This is a genomic window from Streptomyces sp. NBC_01381 (assembly GCF_026340305.1).
Classification (GTDB): Bacteria; Actinomycetota; Actinomycetes; order Streptomycetales; family Streptomycetaceae; genus Streptomyces.
This window is the reverse complement of sequence record NZ_JAPEPI010000002.1, coordinates 1137277-1155125: the sequence shown is the minus strand read 5'-3', so window position 1 is coordinate 1155125 and position 17849 is coordinate 1137277. Positions and strand designations below refer to the sequence as shown.

General features: G+C 69.6%; 15 protein-coding genes. 5 read left to right on the top strand and 10 right to left on the bottom strand.

Annotation, left to right across the window (positions count from 1 at the left end):
• Window positions 1-159: 159 nt before the first annotated feature.
• Window positions 160-1635: a hypothetical protein gene (locus tag OG453_RS26995; protein WP_266871105.1), complete on the bottom strand. Its 1476-nt coding sequence runs from the start codon at window positions 1633-1635 to the stop codon at window positions 160-162.
• Window positions 1636-2053: 418 nt separating this feature from the next.
• On the opposite strand from OG453_RS26995, the gene OG453_RS26990 reads away from it, so the two are divergent.
• Entirely contained in the window at window positions 2054-2716 is a 663-nt protein-coding gene (locus OG453_RS26990) for a bifunctional DNA primase/polymerase (protein WP_266871104.1), read from the top strand.
• A 150-nt stretch (window positions 2717-2866) separates the two neighbouring features.
• On the opposite strand, the gene ftsY is transcribed toward OG453_RS26990, so the two are convergent.
• Window positions 2867-4087 (bottom strand): signal recognition particle-docking protein FtsY, encoded by a 1221-nt coding sequence (gene ftsY, locus OG453_RS26985; protein ID WP_266871103.1) that lies wholly within the window; start codon window positions 4085-4087, stop codon window positions 2867-2869.
• A 197-nt stretch (window positions 4088-4284) separates the two neighbouring features.
• Here ftsY and OG453_RS26980 point away from each other — a divergent pair, with 197 nt between their 5' ends.
• Both OG453_RS26980 and OG453_RS26975 read left to right on the top strand, forming a co-directional pair.
• Complete coding sequence (locus tag OG453_RS26980; protein WP_266871102.1) at window positions 4285-5727, top strand: cytosine permease; 1443 nt, start codon at window positions 4285-4287, stop codon at window positions 5725-5727.
• A 90-nt stretch (window positions 5728-5817) separates the two neighbouring features.
• A complete protein-coding gene (locus OG453_RS26975; RefSeq protein ID WP_266871101.1) occupies window positions 5818-6798 on the top strand; it encodes an LLM class flavin-dependent oxidoreductase in 981 nt (326 codons plus the stop codon).
• A 44-nt stretch (window positions 6799-6842) separates the two neighbouring features.
• Here OG453_RS26975 and OG453_RS26970 read toward each other — a convergent pair whose 3' ends face one another.
• The 4 genes from OG453_RS26970 to OG453_RS26955 all read right to left on the bottom strand — a co-directional run bounded on the left by OG453_RS26970 (window position 6843) and on the right by OG453_RS26955 (window position 13670).
• Window positions 6843-8267, bottom strand: a complete 1425-nt coding sequence (locus tag OG453_RS26970) for a sugar porter family MFS transporter (RefSeq protein WP_266871100.1) — start codon at window positions 8265-8267, stop codon at window positions 6843-6845.
• Between the two features lie 228 nt (window positions 8268-8495).
• Window positions 8496-12518: an AAA family ATPase gene (locus OG453_RS26965; RefSeq protein ID WP_266871099.1), complete on the bottom strand. Its 4023-nt coding sequence runs from the start codon at window positions 12516-12518 to the stop codon at window positions 8496-8498.
• Between the two features lie 284 nt (window positions 12519-12802).
• Window positions 12803-13006 carry a hypothetical protein gene (locus OG453_RS26960; RefSeq protein WP_135333243.1) on the bottom strand — a complete coding sequence of 68 codons (204 nt, stop codon included), beginning with the start codon at window positions 13004-13006 and terminating at the stop codon, window positions 12803-12805.
• Between the two features lie 382 nt (window positions 13007-13388).
• Window positions 13389-13670, bottom strand: coding sequence for an acylphosphatase (locus tag OG453_RS26955; protein ID WP_266871097.1), 282 nt, complete (start codon window positions 13668-13670; stop codon window positions 13389-13391).
• Window positions 13671-13800: 130 nt separating this feature from the next.
• Here OG453_RS26955 and OG453_RS26950 point away from each other — a divergent pair, with 130 nt between their 5' ends.
• Both OG453_RS26950 and OG453_RS26945 read left to right on the top strand, forming a co-directional pair.
• Window positions 13801-14751: a CAP domain-containing protein gene (locus OG453_RS26950; protein ID WP_266871096.1), complete on the top strand. Its 951-nt coding sequence runs from the start codon at window positions 13801-13803 to the stop codon at window positions 14749-14751.
• An 80-nt stretch (window positions 14752-14831) separates the two neighbouring features.
• On the top strand, window positions 14832-15239 hold the full coding sequence (locus OG453_RS26945; RefSeq protein WP_266871095.1) for a helix-turn-helix domain-containing protein: 408 nt from the start codon (window positions 14832-14834) through the stop codon (window positions 15237-15239).
• Here the strand turns inward: OG453_RS26945 and mutM are convergent.
• The 4 genes from mutM to OG453_RS26925 form a co-directional block, all read right to left on the bottom strand.
• Entirely contained in the window at window positions 15212-16072 is an 861-nt protein-coding gene (gene mutM / locus OG453_RS26940; protein WP_266871094.1) for a bifunctional DNA-formamidopyrimidine glycosylase/DNA-(apurinic or apyrimidinic site) lyase, read from the bottom strand. The two genes, OG453_RS26945 and mutM, sit on opposite strands and share 28 nt — an antisense overlap.
• Before the next feature lie 97 nt (window positions 16073-16169).
• Window positions 16170-17000 carry a ribonuclease III gene (gene rnc / locus OG453_RS26935; RefSeq protein WP_266871093.1) on the bottom strand — a complete coding sequence of 277 codons (831 nt, stop codon included), beginning with the start codon at window positions 16998-17000 and terminating at the stop codon, window positions 16170-16172.
• 7 nt (window positions 17001-17007) lie between these two features.
• Window positions 17008-17181 (bottom strand): 50S ribosomal protein L32, encoded by a 174-nt coding sequence (rpmF, locus tag OG453_RS26930; RefSeq protein ID WP_003965982.1) that lies wholly within the window; start codon window positions 17179-17181, stop codon window positions 17008-17010.
• A gap of 2 nt (window positions 17182-17183) precedes the next feature.
• Window positions 17184-17828 (bottom strand): DUF177 domain-containing protein, encoded by a 645-nt coding sequence (locus OG453_RS26925; RefSeq protein WP_266873144.1) that lies wholly within the window; start codon window positions 17826-17828, stop codon window positions 17184-17186.
• Window positions 17829-17849: the final 21 nt, after the last annotated feature.

The following is a 17849-nucleotide window of genomic DNA, read 5'->3' as shown; positions in this document are numbered from 1 at the left end:
TTACGCGTCCATGAACTGCCGGGTGGCGCGGGACGCGGACTCATACCCTGCGACAACGCACAGAACCGGCCGCGACGGCCATCCGGTTGACCTGGCGTAGGGGAGCCGAGTCGGGCTGTTCGGGATGGTCCTGCCGCGGCCGGAGCCTTGCGGGCGCCGTCAGACCGCCTCCGCGGTTTCCGGCATGTCCACGGCGAGCCGCTCGGTCAGGCGTACGACCTCGGTGACGTCCCCGAAGTCCCGCACGGCGGTGTCCACGGTCTTGCGAAGGCGGGTGTTGACCCGCTCGGAGCGGACCTTCTTGGCGATGTCCAGGGCCTGCGCCGCAAGCATCGTGCTCCGCTCGGGCTCGCGCTGGAGCAGGTGGACCGTGGCCATGCCGATCAGGTTCAGGGCGTACGAACGCTGGTGCTCGGCGTCCTTGCCGAAGAGGTCGACGGCACGCTCCATGACGGGCTCGGCGAGCGAGGCGTAGGTGGGGCTGCGGCCCGCGACATAGGCCAGGTCGCGGAACGAGTGGGCGTTCTCGCCGTTCAGCTCGGCCTCGGAGAAGAAGCGGATCCAGTCCGCCTCGGGCTCGTCGAACTCCTCGGCGTCGGCGAAGGTGTCCTCGGCCATCCGCACGGCCCGCTTGCACTTGCCGGGCTGGCCCATGCTGGCGTAGGCGCGGGCCTCCATCGCATACAGCATCGCCTGGGTGCGCGGGCTCGCGCAGTCACGGCTGCCGTACTGCGCGAGATGGATGAGTTCGAGCGCGTCGTCGGGCCGGCCGAGGTGGATCATCTGGCGGCTCATGCTGGAGAGGATGTACGAACCGAGCGGCTTCTCGCCCGCTTCCTTGGCGGCGTGCAGTGCGAGCACGAAGTACTTCTGGGCGGTGGGCTGCAGCCCCACGTCGTAGCTCATCCACCCGGCGAGTTCGGCCAGCTCGCCCGCGACCTTGAAGAGCCGCTTGGCGGTGGCTTCGGGCTGGGGCTCCTGCAACAGGTCCGTCACCTCGTGCAGTTGGCCGACGACGGCCTTGCGCCGGAGCCCTCCCCCGCACTGGGCGTCCCACTGGCGGAACATCACCGTCGTGGACTCGAGGAGATCGAGCTCAGGTTTGGAGAGCCGCCCTGGCCTGCGCGTCGGCGCGGCCGGCTCGGGGTCGCCGGACGGCATGGTCGGCCCGGGGACCAGCCAGCGCTGCATGGGCTCGATGAGGGCGGGGCCCGCGGAGAGCGCGAGCGAGGTGCCGAGGAAGCCGCGCCGGGCCAGCATCAGGTCGCTGCGCGAGAACTCGCTGATCAGCGCGACGGTCTGGGGCCCCGTCCAGGGCAGGTCCACGCCGGACACGGAGGGCGACTGGTGCGCGGCGCGCAGACCCAGGTCCTCGACCGCCACCACACAGCCGAACCGCTCAGAGAACAGCTCGGAGAGGATGCGCGGAATGGGCTCGCGGGGATTCTCGCCGTCCAGCCAGCGGCGCACCCGTGAGGTGTCGGTGGAGATGTGATGGGCGCCCAACTGGCGTGCTCTGCGGTTCACTTGGCGCGCGAGCTCGCCCTTCGACCAGCCGCTGCGCACGAACCAGGAGTTGAGCAGTTCGTTTGGGCGCTTCTCAGCGTTCGCACCACTTCCGCCATTGCCGCCCACTGGAACGCCCCCATTCCTCAAGACACTTGCACGGCCCACGCCAAGCCCTACCAGAATGCCGCGCGATGCGGCTCTCCGTCCGGAGAACGTCACCCATCGAACAGGGAACCGACTTGCCTCCGGCATACCCACGAGTGCACGAGTCTCAGGGCTTGTGCACTGAAAGTAATCCTACGATCACCCCTCCGGCGAGGGCGATCGCGGAAACGCCACCATTCGCCACCCCTTCGAATGAACTCCCCGCCCGCTACAAGCGATTGACTTGACAGTGGACGACCGACAGTGGGCGGAGCGGAGCACTCAGGGGCGCGAATGACCGAGCACACAACCCTCTGACCATCGAGCGCCACCCGAAAACAGAGGGTCACGATCCGATTCCGTCACGTAACCGCGCTGCGCTCGACCCGTTGGAGGGGGCATGGGCTTCACGATCGGCGGCATCCGGGGGACCAGAGAACCCCGCACCGGTTCACGGCGGCGCGGCCGCGCGTCGGACTGCACCGCGGTGGCCGAGTACACCGGACTCTGGGGCTGGGCCGCGGTCCCCGGAGCGCGCGCACTGGACGGCCGCTGCTCCTGCGGCGCGGCCGACTGCCCTTCCCCCGGCGCCCATCCGCTCGCCTTCGCCCCCGAGGTCCCGGCCGGGGCGCGGCTCGACGAAGTGGCGGAGGCCTGGGGCCAGTTCCCCGGCGCCGCCGTGCTGCTGCCCGTGGGGCGCGCCTTCGACGTGATCGAGGTGGCCGAGACGGCGGGCCGCCGTGCCCTTGTCCGCCTGGAGCGCATGGGGCTCCCGCTCGGCCCGGTGTCGGCCACACCGGACGGCCGCGCGCACTTCTTCGTGGCCCCCGGCGCCGCCGCCGAACTCCCCCAGCTGCTCTACCGCATGGGGTGGGACGACGCCGGCATCGACCTGCACGGCCGGGGCCCCGGCAGCCACATCACGGCCCCACCGTCCGACCACGCGGGCCTCGGCCCGGTCCGCTGGCTGCGCGCCCCGGACCTGGACTCGGCAACGCATCCACCGCAGGCGCGACTGGTCTTGGGGACGCTCGCGTACGTCGCCCATCGCTCCCCGGCCTAGAGGCGCCCGCACACGGAAATGCCCACCCCGGCTGCACCCCGGGGTGGGCATTTCTTCACGTACGGTGCGGGAGCGCCCCGAAGGGGCGCGGGGAACTGCGCGACCAGCCACGACGCACCCGCAGCAGAAGGCGGCCCGCCAGGCAGTGCGCTACTCCCCGATCAACGCATCCACAAAGGCCTCAGGCTCAAACGGCGCAAGATCATCCGCACCTTCACCAAGCCCCACCAACTTCACCGGCACACCCAGCTCCCGCTGAACGGCAACAACGATTCCGCCCTTGGCGGTGCCATCCAGCTTCGTCAGGACGATGCCGGTGATGTCGACGACCTCGGCGAAGACCCGCGCCTGCACCAAGCCGTTCTGCCCGGTCGTGGCGTCGAGCACGAGCAGCACCTCGTCCAGCGGCGCGTGCTTCTCGACGACGCGCTTGACCTTGCCGAGCTCGTCCATCAGGCCCGTCTTGGTGTGCAGCCGGCCCGCGGTGTCGATGAGGACGACATCGGCGCCCTCCGCGATGCCTTCCTTGACCGCGTCGAAGGCGATCGACGCCGGGTCGCCACCCTCGGGGCCGCGCACCGTGCGGGCGCCGACGCGCTCGCCCCAGGTCTGCAGCTGGTCCGCGGCGGCCGCGCGGAAGGTGTCCGCCGCGCCGAGGACGACCGAGCGGCCGTCGGCGACCAGGACGCGGGCGAGCTTGCCGGTGGTGGTGGTCTTGCCGGTGCCGTTGACGCCGACGACCATCACGATGCCGGGCGTCTCCAGGCCCGACTCGGTCTTCACGGCGCGGTCGAAGTCCGTGCCCTCGCGCGTGCCGAGCAGGGCGATGAGCTCCTCGCGCAGCAGCGCGCGGAGCTCGTCCGGGGTGCGGGTGCCGAGCACCCGGACGCGCTCACGGAGCCGCTCGACCAGTTCCTGGGTGGGGGCGACGCCGACGTCGGCGGTGAGGAGCGTGTCCTCGATCTCCTCCCAGGTGTCCTCGTCCAGGTTGTCGCGGGAGAGGAGCGTGAGCAGCCCCTTGCCGAGCGCGTTCTGCGAGCGGGAGAGCCGGGTGCGCAGGCGGACCAGGCGTCCTGCGGTGGGCTCCGGGGTCTCGATCTCCGGGGCGGCCTCGGGGGCCTCCTCGGTGACCACCGGCGCCTCGGCTCCGGCGCCCGGGAGTTCCACCTCCTCGATCGTGCGGCGCGGTTCGTCGCGCGGCGTCTCGGCCTCGTCGCCAACCTGCGGTTCGGCGGGAGGGGCGGTGATGGTGGGCGTGGTCGACGGCGCCTGCGGCGGCAGCTGCTTCTTCTTGCGGCTGCCGATCACGAGCCCGCCGAGCGCGCCGATCACGACCACGGCGATGACTACAGCAAGGATGACGATTTCCATAACCCACCCAGTATCAGTCATGGGTGCAACCCGAGCCCAGGCTGTAGCTTCCTCCAAAGAACAAAGGCCCATAGAGGGCACTACTCGGACTAAAGTACGATGGAGCTCTCCGCATCAACGCGCGTAGAGTCCTTGCGATCACCCCCACGGACGGCTCGCAGCGTTGCGATCCGAGCGAGAGGCACGGAACCACCCCCATGAGCACCACCGCCGAAAACGAAGGCGCCCTGGAGACACGCGGCCTCGAGCCCGTCCCCGACTCCGAGCGCACCGGCAGGACCCGCGAGCTGTTCCCCACATGGGTCGCGGCCAACATCAGCGTCCTGCTGCTCACCATGGGCGCGGGCCTCATCGTGACCAATGGCCTCAACTTCTGGCAGGCCCTGGTCGTCGCCCTCGTGTCCCCCGTTCTCAGCTACGGCATGGTCGGGCTGATCTCCATCGCGGGCAAGCGCGGCGGCTCGCCGGGCATGACGCTCTCGCGCGCGGTCTTCGGCCAGCGCGGCAACCTCTTCCCGGGCTCCCTGATCTGGATCGCCCGCTGGGGCTGGGAGACGATCAACGCGGTCACGGGCGCGTACGCGATCATCGTCGTCCTGGACATCTGCTTCGGCGTGAAGTCCAGCACCTGGCTGACGGTCGTCACGCTGGTCGCCTTCGTCGCCGGTACGTTCGTCATCAGTGGCCTCGGCCGCAAGGTGCTGCACATCTGCAACACCTGGGCGACGTACCTCTTCGGCGCGTTCAGCGTCCTCGTACTGGTCTACCTCATCGCCAACACCCCGTGGTCAGACGTCTTCTCCGAGTCGGCGGGCTCCACCGCGGCGATGGTCGCGGGCGTCGGCGTGATCGCCGCCGGTGGCATCAGCTGGGTCCCCACCGGACCGGACTTCACCCGCTACCTGCCGCGCACGGCCTCCAGCAAGGCCCTGGTGGGCAACGCGATCGGTGGCGCCGGCATCGTCGTCGTACCGATGGTCCTGATGGGCGCCGTCATGGCGGTCAGCACGCCGTCCCTGTCGTCGGCCGCCGACCCCGTCTCCTTCCTCGGCGAGCTGCTTCCGACGTGGATCGCGGTGCCGTACCTGGTGATGGCCCTGATCGGCATGCTGCTGATCAACTCGATGTCGATGTACTCCGCGGGCTTCACCGCGATGACGCTCGGCATCAAGGTCCCGCGCGCGTGGGCAGTGAGCATCAACGCCATCATCAGCCTGATCTTCGGCTACCTGCTGATGAACGTGGCCAGCAGCTTCATGGGTTCGTTCATCTCCTTCCTGACGCTGCTCGCGGTCGCGTTCTCCGCGTGGATCGGCGTCTTCGGCGTCGACATGCTGCGCCGCAAGACGTACGACGGCGAGGCGCTGATGGACACCAAGCGCACCAGCGCCTACTGGTACAAGGCCGGCTTCGCCTGGCAGGCCATGACCGCGTGGGCGGTCGCCCTGGTGATGGGTCTGCTCTTCACCAAGGTCGACTGGTTCAGCGGCCCCCTCGCCACGTCCTGGGTCGGCCGCAACGGCCTCGGCTGGCTGGCCACGATCGTCATCGCGGCCGTCCTGTACGCGGTCCTTCCGCGCACACCGGCCGTCGAAACGCCCGGCGGCAAGGGCGACGACACCGAGCTGGTCAGCGCCTGATCCGGAGCAACTCCCGCCGGACACTGTTCATCTGACACCACGTCAACTAACGTCCCCCTTCGCCGCCCATGGTGAAGGGGGACGTTCCGTATGCCCGTCACAGTCGTCCGTTTCAACCTCGTCGATCCCGCGGCCACACCCGGCTCGCTGAGTGAACGCTACAAAGCCGCCCTGGAGATGGCCGCTTACGCGGATGACCGGGGCATCTCCACCGTGCAGACCGAGGAGCACCACGGCGTCGGCAACAACTGGCTGCCCTCGCCCTTCACGTTCGCGGGCGCGGTGTTCGGCGCGACCCGGCGCATCGCCGTGACCGTCTCCGCGATCATCGGCCCGCTGCACGATCCGCTGCGGCTCGCCGAGGACATCGCCGTACTCGATCTGCTGAGCGGCGGGCGTCTGGTGACGGTGGCGGGGATCGGCTACCGGCCCGAGGAGTACGCGGCCTTCGGCGTCGAGTGGAAGCGGCGCGGCAAACTCCAGGACGAGCTGCTCGAAACGCTGCTGCAGGCCTGGACCGGCGAACCCTTCGAGTTCCGCGGCCGCACCGTGCGCGTCACCCCGCGTCCGCACACCCAGCCGCACCCGCTGCTCCTGGTCGGCGGCTCCTCACAGGCGGCGGCCCGGCGCGCGGCCCGGCTCGGCCTGCCGCTCTTCCCGAGCGCCCATCTGCCGGACCTGGAGGCGTACTACAACGAACGCCTCGCCGAGTACGGCACCGAGGGCTGGACGATGATGCCCGCCGCCGAGACCCCGCTCCTGCACATCGCCGACGACCCGGACCGCACCTGGGCCGAGCACGGCGAGCACTTCTTGCACGAGGCCCGCACCTATGCCTCCTGGCAGTCCAAGGACATCCGCTCGGCGGTGAAGTCCGCCGCCACGACGGTGGACGAGCTGCGCGCCGAGGGCGTCTACCGCGTGCTCACGCCCGACGAGTGCGTGACGTACGTACAGGGCGGCGCCGCCAATCTCGTACTGCATCCGCTGTCCGGCGGGATGCCGGTCGACGAGGGATGGCGCAGCCTGCACCACTTCTGCGAAAACGTACTGCCCCGGCTCAAGGAATAGGTCCTTGAACCGGGGCAGCTTCCTCAGAGGAGGGGCAGCGGGGATTAGCCCATCTCCTCCAGGGTCTTGCCCTTCGTCTCCTTGACGAACTTCATGACGAAGGGGATCGAGAGCGCGGCGAAGGCGCCGTAGATGATGTACGAGCCGGTCAGGCTCCACTCGGACATGCTCGGGAACGTCTTGGTGATCGCGAAGTTGGCGAGCCACTGGGCGGACGCTGCGACGCCGAGGGCGGCGGCGCGGATCCGGTTCGGGAAGATCTCGCCGAGCAGCACCCAGACCACCACGCCCCAGGAGAGCGCGAAGAAGAGCACGAAGAGGTTGGCGGCGATGATCGCGGTCAGACCCTGTGCGTCCGGCAGCGAGACGGTGTCGCCGGATCCGGTCCGGTACGAGAACGCCCAGGCCATGGTGAACAGCGCGAGAGCCATGCCGGCGGAGCCGATCAGGGCCAGCGGCTTGCGGCCGATCCGGTCGACGAAGATCATCGCGATGACGGTGCCGATGATGTTCACGATCGACGTCTCGAACGAGTACAGGAACGAGCTGCTCGGGTCGTGCCCGATCGACTGCCACAGCTGGTTCGAGTAGTAGAAGATCACGTTGATGCCGACGAGCTGCTGGAACACCGAGAGCCCGATGCCGACCCAGACGATCGGCAGGAAGCCGACCTTGCCGAGCAGGTCCTTGAACGAGGGCTTGTGCTCGCTGACCAGACCGTGGTGGATCTCGGCGACGCGCGCGTCCAGGTCGATCTTGTGGCCCTCGACCTCGCCGAGCACCTTCTTGGCCTCGACGTCACGGCCGACCTGGATCAGGAAGCGCGGCGACTCGGGGATGACGAAGGAGAGCAGGCCGTAGAGGACGGCCGGGATGACCATGACGCCGAGCATCAGCTGCCAGGCCTCAAGGCCCATCAGCTCACCGCGCTGGTCGTCGTCCGCCAGCTTCAGGATGCCGTAGTTGACCAGCTGCGAGACGGCGATGCCGATGACGATCGCGGCCTGCTGGAAGGAGGCGAGGCGGCCTCGGTACGCGGGCGGGGCGACCTCGGCGATGTAGGCCGGGCCGATGACGGAGGCCATGCCGATGCCGATGCCGCCGATGAAGCGCCACATCGTGAGGTCCCAGGCCGCGAACGGCAGGGCGGAACCGACGGCGCTCGCCGCGAAGAGGACGGCGGCGATCTGCATGCAGCGGATGCGGCCGATGCGGTCGGCGATGCGTCCGGCGACCGCGGCACCGACGGCACAGCCGAGCAGCGCGGTGGCGATGATCCAGCCGAGCGTGTTCGCGTCGACGTCGAATCGGTCCTGGATGGCGACGGTCGCGCCGTTGATCACCGAGCTGTCGTAGCCGAAGAGGAAGCCACCCATCGCGGCTGCCGCCGTGATGAAGATGACGTGGCCGAGATGGTCCGGCTTGGCCTCTCTGCCTTCGGGCTGCGGCGCCTTCGTTGTGCTGGTCACATGGACTCCTCGGGCCACCGGCTGCATTGCCGGGGGTGGGGGCGAGCACTTCAAGTGGCGCACAACTTCACGCCGCCCACCACCTGAAGGTAAAAGCAACGTTGCAGAGACTATGCCTTCAAGTTTCGAAGTCAATACCTGGGTTCCTGTGAATTTCAGGCACGCGTGAGGTGAGGTTCGTTCAAGTCTTGAAGTAGTGACGACCCAGTGAAGAGAGTGCGCAGCGGGCTAGCGAAGCCGCTGGCTGATCACCTTGGATACGCCGTCGCCCTGCATGGACACGCCGTACAGCGCGTCCGCGACCTCCATCGTCCGCTTCTGGTGCGTGATCACGATGAGCTGCGAGGCCTCCTGCAGCTCCTCCATGATGCGGATGAGGCGCTGCAGGTTGGTGTCGTCGAGCGCGGCCTCGACCTCGTCCATCACATAGAAGGGACTGGGCCGCGCCTTGAAGATCGAAACGAGCAGCGCCACGGCGGTCAGCGACCGCTCACCACCGGAAAGCAGCGAGAGCCGCTTGACCTTCTTGCCCGGCGGGCGCGCCTCGACATCGACACCGGTGGCGAGCATGTTGTCGGGATCGGTGAGGATCAGGCGTCCCTCACCGCCCGGGAAGAGGCGCGAGAAGACCCCTTCGAACTCCCGGGCCGTGTCCCGGTAGGCCTCGGTGAAGACCTGCTCGACGCGCTCGTCGACCTCCTTCACCACCTGCAGGAGATCGGTGCGCGTCTTCTTCAGGTCCTCGAGCTGCTCGCTCAGGAACTTATGGCGTTCCTCCAACGCCGCGAACTCCTCAAGCGCCAGCGGGTTCACCTTCCCGAGCTGCTGATACGCCCGTTCGGCTGACTTCAGCCGCTTCTCCTGATCACCGCGGACGTACGGCACGGGCTTGTTGCGCGGGTGCTCCGGGTCGTCGGGCAGCTCCTCGCCCTCGGCGGGCGGCGAGGGCGGCACGAGCTGGTCGGGGCCGTAGTCGGCGACGAGGCCCGCCGGCTCGACGCCGAGCTCCTCGAGCGCCTTGGCCTCCAGCTGCTCGATCCGCATCCGCTTCTCGGCGCCGAGCACCTCGCCCCGGTGCACCGAGTCCGTCAGCTTGTCCAGCTCGGCCTTGAGATCACGGCCCTGATTCCGCTCGGCGACGAGGTCCCGCTCCCGGACCTCCTTGGCGCGCTCGGCGGCACCGCGCTCCGCATCGGCCCGTGCGAGAGAGACCTCGACGTGCGCGAGCAGCTGCCGGGCGCCGCGTGCGACGGCGTCGGCGACGGCCGCCTCGTGCCGCATCCTGGCCTTGCGCTGCTCGGCACGCGCGCGTGCCTCGCGTTCGCCGCGCGCGGCCCGGTCGAGCGAATCGGCCCGGCCCGCAAGCCCCTTGACCCGCTCCTCATGGGTACGGACCTGAAGCCTGGCCTCCATCTCGGTCTGCCGGGCATTGGCCCCGTCGGCGGCGAGCCGATCGCGCACGGCGGTGTCGGGCTCCTCCTCGGCCGGCGCCTCCTCGGCGACCAGCAGCCGTTCGGCCAGCTCCTCGGCCTCCTCGACCGCCTTGTCCAGCGCGTCCTGCGCCTTGGCCGCGGCGGCGGCACTGCGCTCGGCCTCACCGGCGGCGCCGCGCGCCTGCCCGGCGAGCGCGCCGAGCTGCTGGGCCACGGCCGACTTCTCCCGGTCGGCGGCGCGCCTGCGCTCGCCCAACTCCTCGACGAGATCGGCCACTTCCTTACGCCGCTCACCCGCGAGGTGCTGTTCATCGGCGAGCCGCTCGCAGGCCGTGCCGAGCTCGGCGAGTTCGGCCGCGGCCTCGTCGACGGATGCCTGCACCTCCAGGAGGCTGGGCGCACCCGCGGACCCGCCCTGCGCGAAGTGCGCCCCGAGCAGGTCACCTTCGGTGGTCACCGCGGTCAACTCGGGCCGTGCGTAGACGAGATCCTCGGCGTCCTCGAGCGTCCCCACCGCCACCACGCCCCGCAGCAGCCGCCGCACGGCGGGCATCAACTCATCGGGGCCGCGCACCAGTTCGGCGACGAAGGGCGGACCTTGGGCGGCTACGGACCGAGCACCATCGGGGCCACCGCCGGGCTGAGCGGACAGCGCCTGCACTCGGGCGCTGCTACCTGGAGCCTCCGGTCCACACTGCCCCGCACCCCCCGACTCCACGCCGCCCGACCCCGCACCATCCGACCCGACGCCACCCCCCAGCGCCTCTCCACTGCCACCGTCGACCTGCACACCGCCACCGGCCGCACCACGAGGACCCGCAGCGCCCGACTCCCCACCGCCCAACCCGACGCCACCACCCAGCGCCTCCGCACTGCCACCGCCGACCTGCACACCGCCACCGGACACCTCCACACCACGCGGGCCCGCACCACCCGACCCCGCACCATCCGACTCGACGCCATCACCAAGCGCCCCCGCGTCGCCACCGTCGGCCCGCACACCACCACCGGACACCCCCGCACCACGCCGGCCCGCACCCCCCGACTCCGCGCCGCGCGCGCCCGCCGAACCGCCGCGTCCTGCGTCCCACGCGTCCGGCGCCCCCGCCAGCAACAGCGCGGCCCGCCCGCCGTCCTGCTTCCGCAGCAGCCGGATCGCCTCCGCCGCCGATGCGGGGGTGCTCACCGCGATCGCGTCCGCCGCGGCACCGAAAGCCGCGGCGACCGCGACCTCGTACCCCGGAGCGATGGTGAGCAGCTCGGCCGCGGGCCCCAGGAGCCCGACGATCCGGTCCTTGGCGGCGAGCAGCGCTCCCGTGCCGTCCTTGCGGCGAAGCCCGAGCGCGAGCGCGTCGTGCCGGGCGGCGACCGCGGCCCGCTTGCGCTCGGCCCCGGTGGCCGCCTCCCGCGCGGCGGTGAGCGCGGCCTCGGCATCGGCGAGGGAACGCTTCGCCTCGTCGTGCCGCCCGGCGAGCTCCGCGTCCCCGGCGTCGAGCCCGTCGACCTCCGCCTTGAGCTGCTCGTACTCCTCCTGGGCGGCGACGGCGCGCTCCCCCGCCTCGTCACGGGCCACGGCGAGCCGGTCGATCTCGGCCTGCGCGGAGCCCGCCCGCGAGCGCGCCGCGTTGACCTGGCCGTTCAGCCGCGCGAGCCCCTCGCGCCGGTCCGCGATGGCCCGCGCCACGTCCTTGAGGCGGCGCTCCTCGACCGCCAGCTCCCGCTCAAGATCGGCACGGTGGCCGACCGTGTCCTCAAGCGCGTGCTCGGCAGCTTCGAGAGCGGCCTCCAGCTCCGCCTCCTGCTCGCGGATCCGCGCGGCCTCGCGCTCCATGTCCTCGGGGTCGCGGCCACGGCGCTCCTCCGGCGGCGCGGCGGTCGCGCTCTTGACCCGGGCGTCGGCGAGGGAGACGGTGCCGCGCACCCGCTCGGCCAGCTGCGACAGCTCGTACCACGTCTGCTGCGCCTGCTGGAGCCGCGGCGTGAGGCGGCGCACCTCGTCCTCGAGCTCGGCCTCGCGCTGCAGCGCCTTCTTCAGCTCGGCCTCGGCGGCGTCCTTGCGCTGCTTGAGCGCCGCCTCGTCCGCCACTTCGGTCTGCAGCGCCGCTCTGAGTCGTACGAGATCGTCGGCGAGGAGCCGCAGCCGGGCATCGCGCAGATCGGCCTGGATGACGGCGGCCCGCCGGGCGACGGCTGCCTGCCGCCCGAGGGGCTTGAGCTGGCGCCGCAGTTCGTCGGTGAGGTCCTGGACGCGGGCGAGGTTGGCCTGCATCGCGTCGAGCTTGCGCAGCGCCTTCTCTTTGCGCTTGCGGTGCTTGAGGACGCCCGCGGCCTCCTCGATGAAGGCCCTGCGCCCCATCGGGTCGGCGTGCAGCACCCCGTCGAGCTGGCCCTGCCCGACGATGACGTGCATCTCGCGGCCGATGCCGGAGTCGGAGAGCAGTTCCTGGATGTCGAGGAGCCGGCAGGTGTCCCCATTGATCTGGTACTCGCTGCCGCCGTTGCGGAACATGATCCGCGTGATGGTGACTTCCGCGTACTCGATGGGAAGCGCACCGTCGGAGTTGTCAATGGTGAGGGACACCTCGGCCCGGCCCAGCGGCGGCCGCCCGGTGGTGCCGGCGAAGATGACGTCCTCCATCTTGCCGCCGCGCAGCGACTTGGCACCCTGCTCGCCCATGACCCAGCTGAGCGCATCCACGACATTGGACTTGCCGGAGCCGTTGGGTCCGACGACGCAGGTGATGCCCGGCTCGAACTTCAGCGTCGTGGCCGACGCGAAGGATTTGAAACCGCGCAGGGTGAGGGCCTTGAGGTGCACGCCGCTGGACTCTACCTTTCACTGACCGTTTCACCCATGAAGATGCAGGGCACATCAGACGGTAAAGGAACCGGGCGACACGGGGGCAAGAAAGAAGGGACGCCGAAGCGTCCCTTGCAGATCTGGACAATCGATCTGGACAAGCGGCTGACATGGGCAGCCCGACCACGTGCGTTAGCAGGCAACTCACAAGGCGGAAAGCGCGTGACGCACAATGATCATTACGCCAATGATCGTTACGCAGCACCTTGCGAGGACAGACGCCTTTACTGAGGTGGCAGTGGTCAGGTGAGCGCAGGCTCCGCCTGGGGTACGTCGATGCTCTCCAGGAGCGATTCGTGAGAAGCGGCAGCCGCGAGCGCATCGTTCTCGGCCTGGATCTTCACGAGCTCAGATTCCAGGTCCTGGACGCGCTGCTGGAGCCGTCGCATCTCGGCGAGAAGTCGCGGGTCGGAACCGCCGACGTAACCGAGAAGCGCCTTTGCCATGATGGATGGTCCTCCACAATGAGTGACCGACCGAAGCGGTGTGGGTCGTGAGGGAATCGCACCCGCGGTGCTTGGCACTCGTTGTTCCTGCTGGTCTTGCTGGCCGTTCTCACATGCCAAACAGCTAAGGTGCGCGGGGCTTCCAGAGTCTCACCAAAAAGTTTGACGGTCAACACGATCACGCCCCGTATTGGCGGGCAACCCGGGGGCGTCGCGCCGTCAAAACTGCGGCGCGGCCTCTGCTGCGGGGCCCTGGGGGCGTGTCGATCATCTTTACCTGCGGAGCCTGCCACGCCAAGGGGTTCTTGGCAACCACCAGGTCTTTCCTGCCCGAGGCAGTTGCCTTGGGCACTCCTGTGCGGGCCCGCACTTCCAGTCTCCGTCAGCGAATCGCGAACGTCTCGTAGATGCCGCGCGGGGTGTCCCAGATCTCAGTGACTCCGTCGACGCGGCCGGGAGTGTCGCCGTCCCGCAGCCAGTCGAGAAGCTCCTGGGCGCCCGCTCGCGGACCCTCGGCGACCACTTGTACGCGGCCGTCCTCCAAATTGAGAGCAAAACCACTCAGGCCGCCGATCTCCAGCGCCCTCGCCCGCGTGAACCAGCGGAAACCCACGCCCTGCACCCGGCCGCGAACCCAGGCGGTGAGTCTGACTTCTTCGTTCATGGGTGCACGCTAACCGGCCAATTGCTCTCGGAGCACTTCGCCCCCATGCGCCATCGCGTACAGTCCCGACTCGATGAGCCTCACTCGTATGGGTGAGTCACGTTGACCGCTAGGACGAGGAAGGCCAGAGATGGGACGCCACCGACGCTCCGGCGCAGGGGGAGCCGCCACCGGCCGCGCCACTGGGGCACCCGCCCCGTACGCCGATGACTACGCGGGCGCCCCCGAGCCCCGCACCGCCGCCGTGTCGCACCGCCGCAAGGGCCGTGTCGCCGCACCGGTGCGCACCGGCCTGCTCGGCGTGTCCGCCGCCGTCGCGATGGGCGCCGTGGCGATCGCCTCCGGCCTGGTCCCCGGCTCCGACAACTACTCGCTGGGCGGAGGCGGCGACTCCAACAAGGTGCGTTCCGCGAGCTCCCCCACCGGTGTGGCGCCGCAGGGCGGCGCGGACACCGATGCCGACGCCGGCCGCGAGTCGGCCACGCCGAGCCGTGGCACGGACCGCACCGAAGCACCGGACCCGTCCCCCTCGCAGTCCACCGAGACGCCCTCGCGGAAGCCGTCCGAGAAGCCCTCGTCCCAGGCACCGAAGCCCAAGCCGGAGCCGGAAGAGACGACGAAGGCGCCGAGCCCCTCGCGCACCGCCCCGCAGAAGCCGAAGGCACCCCCGGCGTCGGCGCCGAGCTCGAAGTCACCGTCCGCGGAGGCCACGGCCGAGGCCGCGGTGCTCACCCTCGTCAATGAGGAGCGGGCCAAGGTGGGCTGCTCCCCCGTGCGCGCGGACGACTCGCTGGCCTCGCTGGCCGGTGACTTCAGCTCGGACATGGCCACCCGCGACTTCTTCGACCACACCGACCTGGACGGCGCGACCCCGTGGGACCGCGCAGAGAAGGCCGGGATAGCGAATCTGGGCGGCGAGAACATCGCGCGCGGCCAGGCCAACGCCCAGTCCGTGATGGACGCCTGGATGAACAGCCCCGGCCACCGCGCCAACATCCTCAACTGCGACTACAAGACCCTGGGCGTCGGTGCGCACTTCGCGCCGGGCGGCCCTTGGTGGACGCAGGACTTCGGCTTCTAGGACGAGTCCGCCGGTCGGAAGCGCTAACTTTTTGTTAGCGCAGCCCATGAGTCAGCGCTGTGCACGAGTATGCTGTCCGCATGGACGCGACCACCCGGACCGAAGACGCCACGACCCCGGACCTGGCGTACGACGTGTTCTCCAGGCAGTGCCCGTCGCGCGGCACGCTGGAGCACGTCACGGGACGCTGGGGCGCGCTCACCCTGGGCGCGCTGCACGACGGCACGTTCCGTTTCAACGAACTGCGCCGCCGTGTCGACGGCGTGAGCGAGAAGATGCTGTCCCAGACGCTGCACGCGCTGGAGCGCGACGGCCTGGTGCACCGCGAGGCGCAGCCCACCAACCCGCCCCGCGTGGACTATGAACTCACCCCGTTGGGACGGGAGTTCGCGCAGCGCCTGATGACCCTCGTGCACTACATGGAGGGCCGGATGGACGACGTACTGGTGGCGCGGGAGCGTTACGACGCGGAGCGCGGGGGCCGCTGACAGCGCGGGCAGAAGTAGCTGGAACGGTTCATCCAGGGGCGCCGACGCATGGTCGTGCCACAGCGGCGGCACGGCTCGTCTTCCCGGCCGTAGGCGTCGAGCGACCGCTCGAAGTAGCCGGACTCGCCGTTCACATTCACGTACAGACTGTCGAAGCTGGTGCCGCCGACGGCGAGCGCCGCGTTCATCACGTCCCGTACGTGGCCGAGGAGTTCGGCCGTGCGGGGGCGGGTGAACGTGGCGGTGGGGCGTTCGTAGTGCAGCTTCGCGCGCCAAAGCGCCTCGTCCGCATAGATGTTGCCGACTCCGCTGATCAACGACTGGTCGAGCAGGGCGCGTTTGATCGTCGTACGACGTCGGCGCAGTGCGTCGTGGAAGGCCGCGTCGTCGAAGAGCGGGTCCAGCGGGTCGCGGGCGATGTGCGCGATGACGTCCGGGAGTCCGTCGGGGGTGTTCTCGTGCAGCGAGAGGCCGCCGAAAGTGCGCTGGTCGACGAAGCGCAGCTCGGTGCCGAGGGTGTCCTCGAAGCCCATCCGGATCCTCAAGTGCTTCTCGTCCGGGGCCTCTTGGGGCTGGACGAGCAGCTGCCCGCTCATGCCGAGATGGGCGAGGATCGAGGTGCCGCTGTCCTCGAGGGGCAGCCAGAGATACTTGCCGCGCCGCATCGCCGTACCGACACGCTGCCCCTTGAGCCGGTGCGCGAAGTCCGCTCCGCCCGCGAGATGCCGCCGCACGGCACGCGGGTGCAGCACCTCGACCTCGATGACGGTCCGATGCGCGACCCAGCGCTCAAGCCCTCGCCGGACGACTTCGACTTCGGGCAGCTCGGGCATGACGCTTGTCCATTTCGGGATAACGGGCGGGTGGGCGGGAAAAGCTGGTGCCGGCCACCCAAGAGGCGACCGGCACCAAAAAACGGTGGAACAGAGCTCAGACGGAGGGTGCGTCCGCAACCCCGTCAGCCGAGGCGGCAGCCGCCTCCGCAGCCTTGATCCGCTCATCCGCAGCGGAGCGAATCTCGCGCCACGCGGACTCCGCGGCCTGCTGCTCCGCTTCCTTTTTGCTGCGGCCGGTGCCGGTGCCGTACGAGACGCCTCCGACGCGGGCGGCAGCAGTAAAGGTCTTCTCGTGGTCCGGGCCGCTCTCCGTGACGAGGTACTCGGGCACGCCGAGGCTCTCGGTCGCGGTGAGCTCCTGGAGGCTGGTTTTCCAGTCCAGGCCCGCGCCCAGGTTCGAGGACTTCTCGATCAGCGGGTCGAAGAGCCGGTGCACCAGCTCGCCCGCCGCGTCCAGACCCTGGTCCAGATAGACCGCACCGATCACCGCTTCAAGGGTGTCGGCGAGGATGGATGCCTTGTCCCGGCCACCCGTGCCCTCTTCGCCCCGGCCGAGCCGGATGAAGGAGCCGAGGTCGAGGCCGCGACTGACCTCCGCAAGCGCACGCGAATTGACCACCGCGGCCCGCAACTTGGCCAGCTGGCCTTCGGGCAGGTCGGGGTGGGTGCGATAGAGCGTGTCCGTGACGACGAGGCCGAGCACCGAGTCCCCGAGGAACTCGAGCCGCTCGTTCGTCGGCAGGCCGCCGTTCTCGTACGCGTACGAACGGTGGGTCAGCGCACGCACCAGAAGGGCGGACTCGAGTTGGTACCCGAGCCGCCCTTCCAAAAGCGTGTGGGACGAGGCCGTGTTCTCCGCCTGCTTCTTGGCGTTTTCCGCCTTGGCGTCATCCGCCGTTTTGTGGCTAGACACGGTGCCTCTCACCAGCCGCTCAGACCTCGAGGACCTGGCGCTTGTTGTACGTGCCGCAGCTCGGGCACGCAATGTGCTGCAGCTTCGGCTCCTGGCAACGCTCACACGAAACCAGGGTGGGGACCGCAGCCTTCCACTGCGACCGGCGGTGGCGCGTGTTGCTGCGCGACATCTTCCGCTTCGGAACAGCCACGGCTACTTCTCCTGCTTCTCGTCGACGCCAGCTTCGGCGCCGCTCATCTCGTCCTTCTCGCCGTCCTGGATGGTCCCGGCGAGTCCCTGCAGTGCCGCCCAACGGATGTCGACGGCGTCATGGTGGTGGTCCGGGTCGTCCGCGAGCCGCGCTCCGCACTGGGAACACAGGCCCGGACAGTCGTCCTGGCACACCGGCTGCATCGGCAGTGCGAGCACTACCGCATCACGCAGCACAGGCTCGAGGTCGAACATGCCGTCCTCGAGATAGAGCCTGTCCTCATCTTCCTCGGCGTCGTCGGCCGGTTCCGCGGTGCGGCTCCGGTCGTCGGCGTCAGGGTACGAGAACATCTCCTGGAAATCCGCGTCGACCTCAAGCGTCAGCGGCTCCAGACACCTTACGCACTCCCCCTCGGCCGATGCACGGGCGGTGCCTGTGACAAGCACCCCTTCCATGACCGACTCCAGGCGGATCTTCAGCTCGACCGGGGCGCCCTGCGGCACTCCGATGACCCCTTCGATGCCGAAGGTCGCCGGCGAACCGGGTGCTTCGACGGAACGGGTCAGCCGCTGCAGCGCACCGGGACGCCGACCCAGCTCGTGTGTGTCGAACACGAGAGGGTTTCGGTGGTCAAGGCGAGCACTCAGGGCTTTTCCTGCTTTCAGATC

Coding starts and splice junctions, on each gene's coding strand:
- mutM (WP_266871094.1), bottom strand. CDS start 16,072: ATGCCCGAGCTGCCCGAAGTCGAAGTCGTCCGGCGAGGGCTTGAGCGC.
- OG453_RS26975 (WP_266871101.1), top strand. CDS start 5,818: ATGCCCGTCACAGTCGTCCGTTTCAACCTCGTCGATCCCGCGGCCACA.
- OG453_RS26990 (WP_266871104.1), top strand. CDS start 2,054: ATGGGCTTCACGATCGGCGGCATCCGGGGGACCAGAGAACCCCGCACC.
- OG453_RS26980 (WP_266871102.1), top strand. CDS start 4,285: ATGAGCACCACCGCCGAAAACGAAGGCGCCCTGGAGACACGCGGCCTC.
- OG453_RS26960 (WP_135333243.1), bottom strand. CDS start 13,006: ATGGCAAAGGCGCTTCTCGGTTACGTCGGCGGTTCCGACCCGCGACTT.
- ftsY (WP_266871103.1), bottom strand. CDS start 4,087: ATGGAAATCGTCATCCTTGCTGTAGTCATCGCCGTGGTCGTGATCGGC.
- OG453_RS26945 (WP_266871095.1), top strand. CDS start 14,832: ATGGACGCGACCACCCGGACCGAAGACGCCACGACCCCGGACCTGGCG.
- OG453_RS26950 (WP_266871096.1), top strand. CDS start 13,801: ATGGGACGCCACCGACGCTCCGGCGCAGGGGGAGCCGCCACCGGCCGC.
- OG453_RS26955 (WP_266871097.1), bottom strand. CDS start 13,670: ATGAACGAAGAAGTCAGACTCACCGCCTGGGTTCGCGGCCGGGTGCAG.